This is a genomic window from Metabacillus litoralis, from assembly GCF_007994985.1.
GTDB lineage: Bacteria > Bacillota > Bacilli > Bacillales > Bacillaceae > Metabacillus > Metabacillus litoralis.
Map to the genome: position 1 here is coordinate 46355 of NZ_VOQF01000022.1, position 7295 is coordinate 53649.

Sequence of the window (7295 nt, forward strand, 5' to 3'; positions counted from 1 at the left end):
GTGACAATTATTTGAATAGCCGTAACTCGCTACTATTCAATGAAATCAAGTAAAAAATCATACAATCTACCATACAAAATTCACCATCTTAAATAGTGTCTTTGTTGCCCATAAGCAGTTATTAAGCTACACTTAAAGCATTAGTAGAGGTGAAATATATGATATTACTACAAATAAATCAACTTAGTAAATTTTTCGGTGCTGATCCTATTTTAACGAATATTAAGCTAGAAGTACAAACAAGAGATAAAATTGCCCTTGTTGGTCGTAATGGAGCAGGGAAATCTACCCTTTTAAAAATAATAGCAGGTCAGATCGCCTACGATTCTGGTGAAATGATTAAACCAAAGGATGCTACAATCGGCTACCTTGCACAAGACACTGGATTAGAATCAACACTTTCTATTTGGGAAGAAATGAATACAGTGTTCAAAGACTTAAAATCAATGGAAACAGAAATGAGAAATGCCGAGCAAAAAATGGCTACTGTTGATCCTGATAAAGACGCACAGAAATTTGAGCAGCTTTTAAAGGATTATGATCGATTACAGGTGAAATTTAAAGAAAAAGGTGGATATCAATATGAAGCAGATATCCGCTCGGTTCTCCACGGATTAGGTTTTAGTACTTTTGATCCGAGCACAAAAATCTCTTCCTTAAGTGGTGGCCAAAAAACGAGACTTGCTTTAGGGAAATTATTATTAACAAGTCCTCATCTTCTTATATTAGATGAACCAACAAACCATCTAGATATTGAAACTCTTACATGGCTTGAGCAATATTTACAAAACTATTCTGGAGCCATCTTAATCGTATCACATGACCGTTATTTCTTAGATAAGATTGTTTCACAGGTTTATGAAATTAGTCGACATACTAGTACGAAATTCACTGGTAATTATAGTAGTTACTTAAAGTATAAAGCTGAAAACTATGAAAAAGAAATGAAGTCATATGATAAGCAGCAGGAGGAAGTCGCCAAGCTAAAGGATTTTATTCAACGAAATTTAGCACGTGCATCAACAACTAAGCTTGCTCAAAGCAGGCGTAAGAAATTAGAGAAAATGGATTTAATGCACAAACCACTCGGAGATGAAAAATCAGCTAATATTCAATTTGATATTGAAAGACAAAGTGGAAATGATGTATTAAAAGCAGAAAATATCTCTGTATCGTATGACGGTGCCACACCAGTTATTTCTGATATCTCCTTCTCTATTTCTCGTGGTGATAGCATTGCTCTAGTTGGACCTAATGGTATTGGAAAATCTACTTTATTAAAATCTGTTGTATCAAAGCTAGATTCCTTAACAGGATCATTTGCTTTAGGATCTAATGTCCAAATTGGCTACTATGACCAGCAACAAGCAGATCTCACTTCTAATAAACGAGTTGTGGACGAGCTATGGGACGATTATCCTAACAAAACAGAAAAAGAAATCCGTACAATTCTTGGTAACTTTCTGTTTTCTGGAGACGATGTATTAAAGCCTGTTTCAACCTTAAGTGGAGGAGAAAAAGCTCGACTTGCTTTATCCAAATTAATGCTACAAAACGCAAATTTTCTTATACTTGACGAACCAACGAACCATTTGGATTTAGATAGTAAAGAAATTTTAGAAAATGCACTAATAGATTATCCTGGGACCATTCTTTTTGTTTCACATGATAGATATTTTATTAATAGAATTGCCACAAAGGTATTTGAGCTATCTAAGCATCAGCTAACAGAATATCTCGGTGATTATGATTATTATTTAACAAAACAAGAAGAACTGTTAGAGCATGAACGTTTAGAACAAGTAACTCGTGAAGGATCTTCTAATAAGAAAGCAGATGTTACCCAACCAGAAGGCAAATTAAATTATCAACAAGAAAAGGAATTAAAAAAGCTCGAACGACAAAAGCAACGTAGAATTGAAGAAATCGAAAATGAAATAAGTGAAATCGAAGAAAAAATCGAAAAAAATGAAGCTTTACTATGTGATCCTGAAATCTATCAAAATCACGAAGAAGTACAAAAATTAAATACCGAAACCGAGCTCCTGCAATCAAAATTAGAAGAATTAATGACAGAGTGGGAACAGCTACATTAAACAGTGAGAATTTCTCACTGTTTTTTTGTATCATTGGGGTCTGACCCCAAGGTTTAGCATATTTTTTCGACATATTTTTATTAACTCAATTTAAGAAGTGAAGTTTCCACAAAAACAGGTTTTTCAACAGTTCTTTATCCACACAAGAAATCCTTTATTTCCAACATATCAACAGACTTATACACATTGTCCACAGTTTTTAAGATTTTTTACCAACTTATACACAGGCTAAAATTTATTGATATGACAGCATTTTTTAAACTTTTACACATTTCTACAATTATCGTGTATATTCTGTGGATAAGTCTGTTAGCAATCTGGATAACCCTCATTTTCATAAATTTATTCTGAAAAAATTGTAGATAGTTGACCTTTTCCCCTGTTAGTAACATTGTTTTCATACTATAACTACCACGACTTTCTTCACAAAAAAAAGCCTTCGAAAAGTCGAAAGCTGTTAATAAGATGTTAATTCTAAGCCGGGATTTGCATTTAACGCTAAATCACTTCTGACACCCTTATCATATAAAACACTACCTGCAGCTGCAATCATTGCTGCATTATCTGTACAAAGAGATAGAGGTGGAATAATTAATTCTAATCCTTCTCTAGTGGCAAATTCCTTTTCTAATGCTGCTCGTAAACCTTTATTTGCTGCTACACCTCCAGCAACCAATAACTGCTTTACTTTATATTTATCCACAGCATATCCAGTTTTTGTGACTAACACATCAATAACACTTGCTTGAAAGCTAGCCGCAACATCTTTAGGATCAAGTTCAATATCCTTTTGTTTTGCATTATGCAACGTGTTAATAACGGCTGACTTTAGACCACTAAAACTAAAATCAAAAGAACCTTCTCCAAGCCAAGCTCGTGGTAAATCGATAGATGGATTTCCTTCATGTGCTAAACGATCGATATGAGGACCACCTGGATAAGGAAGACCTAGTGTCCTGGCAACCTTATCATAAGCTTCCCCTGCAGCATCATCTAATGTTTCACCTATTACTTCAAAGCTACCATGTTCTTTCATATAAACAAGCTCCGTATGACCACCAGATACGACTAATGCAAGCAGTGGAAATTCCAGCTCTTTTATCAAACGGTTTGCATATATATGACCTGCAATGTGATGCACTCCAACTAGCGGAATATTATGTGCAAAAGCTAATGCCTTTGCTGCATTCACACCCGTTAATAGTGCTCCAACTAGCCCTGGTCCTTCTGTAACAGCAATTGCTGATAAATCTTCAAACTTAAGCTCTGCGTTTTGCATAGCTTCTTCAAAAACAATAGTTAGTTGCTCTACATGATGTCTTGAAGCAATTTCAGGAACAACACCACCAAAGCGTTTATGGCTTTCTATCTGAGATGCAACAACATTTGCTACAATTTCCCGACCATTTTTTATAATAGCTGCAGCCGTTTCATCACAGCTTGTTTCAATACCCAATACATACTGATCTTTTTCACTCATTCTAAATTCACCCACATTATTAAAGCATCTTCTTGATTATCTGTATAATACCTTTTTCTTATACCACCAGTAACAAAGCCAACTTTTTTATAAAGAGACTGGGCAACATGATTTGATACACGAACTTCTAGAGTTATCCTTTTCGCCTTCATTTCTTTACTTAACTGTACCGCAAATTTAAGGAGAGATTCTCCAATATTTAGTCCCCGATAATCAGGATGAACCGCAATATTTGTAATTTGTGCATCCTCCATGATCACCCATAAACCACAATATCCAATAATCTTGCCCTCTGATTCAACGACTATATATTTGGCAAATAAATTTTGCTCTAATTCATAAAGCAAAGATTCCTTTGACCAAGGAGCCGAAAAAGATAGTAATTCGATTTGATACACTTGTTCAATATCTTCTTTTATCATTTTTCTTATTGAAAGTTTATGATCCACTTTAGCCACCATCTTACTTTTGCTGTTCTAGCCATTTTGCTTCAGCTTCTGCTAGACGAATATAATTTGGTACAAGGCTATGAACATCTGTTGCGTCTTTCATTAAACCAAGAAATGCTAACTCACTTGGTCGCGGATTATGTAATGGTACTTGTCCAAATACAGCCTTTTCTCCTAATTCAGTTGAAATTAAATCTTTATGAAGACTCACATCATTACCAACAAATAAAACATGCTCATTCTTTTCTTTAAGCATTTTAAGCCAATCTGTTAATAATAGATTTTGATCACTTTCTACACAAACAACTTCATTATTATGATATTGATATAAACCTGTATATACCTGTCCTCTTCTTGCATCAAACAGTGGTGAGATAAAACCATTAAAAAATCTACCGTTAGCAGCTAAAATCTCTAAACTAGAAACACCAATAATAGGTATATTCAGAGACCAAGCTAATGTTTTAGCAATTGATACACCTATACGAACACCAGTATATGATCCTGGACCAGTTGCTATAATAATTTTTTCTAATTGATTCGGTGCTATATCACAATCCTGTAATAATTTCTCGATAGCAGGCATAGCACGAACAGAATGATTTTTCTTTAAATTTGTTATATACTCACCAATAACTATATCTTCATCAACCAAAGCGATTCCAAGTACATTATTGGTTGTATCAATTGCCAATGCTTTCATTGCTTAACTCCTTACATATATCTACATAATGAGAACCATAAGGAGTCATAATAATTTTCCTTGTTGTTTCATCCTCATAATAGATTTTAATATCTAAACGTTCTATTGGTAACTGATCCTTTATTAAATGAGCCCATTCAACAACTGTTATACCATCTCCATGGAAATACTCATCAAAGCCAAGATCTTCATCCTCATCTTCAACACGATATACATCCATATGATATAATGGCAACCTTCCACCCTTATATTCTTTTATAATCGTGAAAGTAGGGCTATTAACATTACGCTGTATACCAAGTCCCTTAGCTAGTCCTTTTGTAAAAGTTGTTTTGCCAGCACCTAAATCACCTTCTAAGGTGATCACATCACCAGACATTACTTTGTTAGCCAAACTACTTGCTATTGCGGACGTTTCTTCAGCTGTCTTTGTTATTAATTCATATTGTTTCACTTTTATTCACCTTACTTATTGTTGAAATGGTTATACCCTGACTTTTTTAATTGTATCATTTGACCATTTCTATTTTTTAAAAGAACGTTATGATGTTGATTCGTTACAACCCCGATTTTGGTAATGGTTATATTTCTGTCCGTGCAAGCTTGCTTTAACTTATCCCATTCTCGTTCAGAGGTTGTGCCAACTAGTTCGAAATCTTCTCCACCATATAAAATCCACTTTTTGATATCATAAACATCTTGCATTGATCGTAGTTCCTTACTTACCGGTATATGTTCTTCGTTAATGATCATACCTAGCTTACTTGCTTCAACAAGTTCATTTAGCTCACTTGCTAAGCCATCACTAATATCATTTAGAGAAGCTCGCTCTAGTTCTGCAATGATTTGCCCTGCCTCAACTTGAGCAATTGGTCTTTTATGACGATTCACTAAATAGTTTTGAATAGTAGGGTGAATATTTTCTATTTCTTCTAATAAAATAGACAACCCTGCTGAAGAATCACCAATTGTTCCAGTCACAAAAACAATATCTCGATCTTCTGCTTTATTCCTTAGTGTTTGAACATGACTTTCAGCTTCACCAATCACAGTTACTGTAATAACCAATTTATCAGACGTAGAAACGGTATCACCACCGATTAAGTCCATTTTATATGTGCTAGAAAGCTCCTCCATTCCTTCATAGATCTGAATTAACTCATCCTCAGTCCATGTTGATGGAATTGCGATAGACACAAGATAATATAACGGTAATGCTCCCATTGCAGCAATATCACTTATATTTACAGCAAGAGCTTTATAACCAATATCTTGTGGTGAAGATAGATTCTTTAAAAAATGGACACCTTCTACCATTGTATCAACACAAACCACTTGGTTGTAAGAATTCGTTGGTTGGTAAACTGCAGCATCATCGCCAATACCAACCATCACCTGTTTGCTAAAATTTCGTGTAGGTTTTACCTTATTAATAAAATCAAATTCATCCATGTGTTTCTCCAATATAAATTTAATTTTGTCATGATGCTTTTTGTATTAAAGGTTCTTTAAGAATGCCACAAAGTTAATATAGTAACTAAACAATAATAGCGTTATTAAAAAACCTTAGGAATTTGTTTCCTAAGGGAATATCTCTATTCAGTTTAACCAATAATTATAGTTTATCCAAGTTTTATTCTTTCTATCGTATCATAGATGACTTTCTATAGGTAAAGATTGTTTCTATTATATACAGTTAAAATAAAAAAGAGCATAAAAAAAACGAAACATCAATGTTTCGAATTGTTTAATATGTATGGCGGTCCGGACGGGACTCGAACCCGCGACCTCCTGCGTGACAGGCAGGCATTCTAACCAACTGAACTACCGGACCAATTTTTTTCACGTAGTGAAAATAAACTTCCTTGCATTTTTCTTAAAGAGCTTAGTAAGAATATATAATTTACTTTAAGCATTCTTACACACAAGAAAATTTGGTTGCGGGGACAGGATTTGAACCTGCGACCTTCGGGTTATGAGCCCGACGAGCTACCAGACTGCTCCACCCCGCGATAATAAAAAATTATTAAATTAAGTGAAAACTTAATAATTACTTGGCGACGTCCTACTCTCACAGGGGGAAACCCCCAACTACCATCGGCGCTGAAGAGCTTAACTTCCGTGTTCGGCATGGGAACGGGTGTGACCTCTTCGCCATCATCACCAAATAATTGGTTTACGGCTTCCGATGAACTTCACATTTCTGCGTCATCGATTTTCGTAAACATCCTCACGTACTGAAGTACGCTCCGGTGTCTCCTCTATCGATTCCTTGAACTGCTCGTTCCTCGAAACCCTCTTACTCTTTACAGAGTCTTCAGGAATAATATATTCCTTCAAAACTAGATAACGATTATACAATACAATTCACTAACGTTCGCTTATTTGTCCAGCTCCAGAAGCCAAATCCTACGGTAATTTCACTCTCTCGGACGAAGTCAAAGGACGACTTCTTCTCGATCGCTCCAATTCCCTATGGATTTAACGGGCTTCTTACGCTTTTCTATTTAGGTTAAGTCCTCGATCGATTAGTATCTGTCAGCTCCACACGTCACCGCGCTTCCACC

The 7295-nt window shown here is 35.2% G+C and carries 6 protein-coding genes, 2 tRNA genes and 1 rRNA gene; 1 reads left to right on the forward strand and 8 read right to left on the reverse strand.

The window, feature by feature from the left end:
• The first annotated feature begins 158 nt into the window (after nucleotides 1-158).
• The gene (locus FS935_RS21535; RefSeq protein WP_146950699.1) at nucleotides 159-2096 is read left to right on the forward strand and encodes an ABC-F family ATP-binding cassette domain-containing protein; all 1938 of its coding nucleotides are present in this window, start codon (nucleotides 159-161) and stop codon (nucleotides 2094-2096) included.
• A gap of 457 nt (nucleotides 2097-2553) precedes the next feature.
• Here the strand turns inward: FS935_RS21535 and tsaD are convergent, their stop codons facing one another.
• The 8 genes from tsaD to rrf form a co-directional block, all read right to left on the reverse strand.
• Nucleotides 2554-3576 carry a tRNA (adenosine(37)-N6)-threonylcarbamoyltransferase complex transferase subunit TsaD gene (gene tsaD, locus FS935_RS21540; RefSeq protein ID WP_146950700.1) on the reverse strand — a complete coding sequence of 341 codons (1023 nt, stop codon included), beginning with the start codon at nucleotides 3574-3576 and terminating at the stop codon, nucleotides 2554-2556.
• Entirely contained in the window at nucleotides 3573-4025 is a 453-nt protein-coding gene (gene rimI, locus FS935_RS21545; RefSeq protein ID WP_146950707.1) for a ribosomal protein S18-alanine N-acetyltransferase, read from the reverse strand. The genes tsaD and rimI overlap by 4 nt, the downstream gene beginning before the upstream one ends.
• 13 nt (nucleotides 4026-4038) lie before the next feature.
• The gene (gene tsaB / locus FS935_RS21550; RefSeq protein WP_146950701.1) at nucleotides 4039-4728 is read right to left on the reverse strand and encodes a tRNA (adenosine(37)-N6)-threonylcarbamoyltransferase complex dimerization subunit type 1 TsaB; all 690 of its coding nucleotides are present in this window, start codon (nucleotides 4726-4728) and stop codon (nucleotides 4039-4041) included.
• Nucleotides 4709-5182 carry a tRNA (adenosine(37)-N6)-threonylcarbamoyltransferase complex ATPase subunit type 1 TsaE gene (tsaE, locus tag FS935_RS21555; RefSeq protein ID WP_146950702.1) on the reverse strand — a complete coding sequence of 158 codons (474 nt, stop codon included), beginning with the start codon at nucleotides 5180-5182 and terminating at the stop codon, nucleotides 4709-4711. Before tsaE ends, tsaB begins: the two co-directional genes overlap by 20 nt.
• Nucleotides 5183-5193: 11 nt before the next feature.
• Nucleotides 5194-6180: a thiamine-phosphate kinase gene (gene thiL, locus FS935_RS21560; protein ID WP_146950703.1), complete on the reverse strand. Its 987-nt coding sequence runs from the start codon at nucleotides 6178-6180 to the stop codon at nucleotides 5194-5196.
• Between the two features lie 305 nt (nucleotides 6181-6485).
• Nucleotides 6486-6562, reverse strand: a tRNA-Asp gene (locus FS935_RS21565).
• Between the two features lie 101 nt (nucleotides 6563-6663).
• Nucleotides 6664-6740: transfer RNA gene (locus tag FS935_RS21570), tRNA-Met, on the reverse strand.
• A gap of 40 nt (nucleotides 6741-6780) precedes the next feature.
• Nucleotides 6781-6896: ribosomal RNA gene (gene rrf / locus FS935_RS21575) — 5S ribosomal RNA — on the reverse strand.
• Between the last annotated feature and the right edge of the window lie 399 nt (nucleotides 6897-7295).

Excerpts from the sequence above, each read along its gene's own strand:
- tsaD (WP_146950700.1), bottom strand. The coding sequence starts at position 3,576 with ATGAGTGAAAAAGATCAGTATGTATTGGGTATTGAAACAAGCTGTGAT.
- tsaB (WP_146950701.1), bottom strand. The coding sequence starts at position 4,728 with ATGAAAGCATTGGCAATTGATACAACCAATAATGTACTTGGAATCGCT.
- FS935_RS21535 (WP_146950699.1), top strand. The coding sequence starts at position 159 with ATGATATTACTACAAATAAATCAACTTAGTAAATTTTTCGGTGCTGAT.
- thiL (WP_146950703.1), bottom strand. The coding sequence starts at position 6,180 with ATGGATGAATTTGATTTTATTAATAAGGTAAAACCTACACGAAATTTT.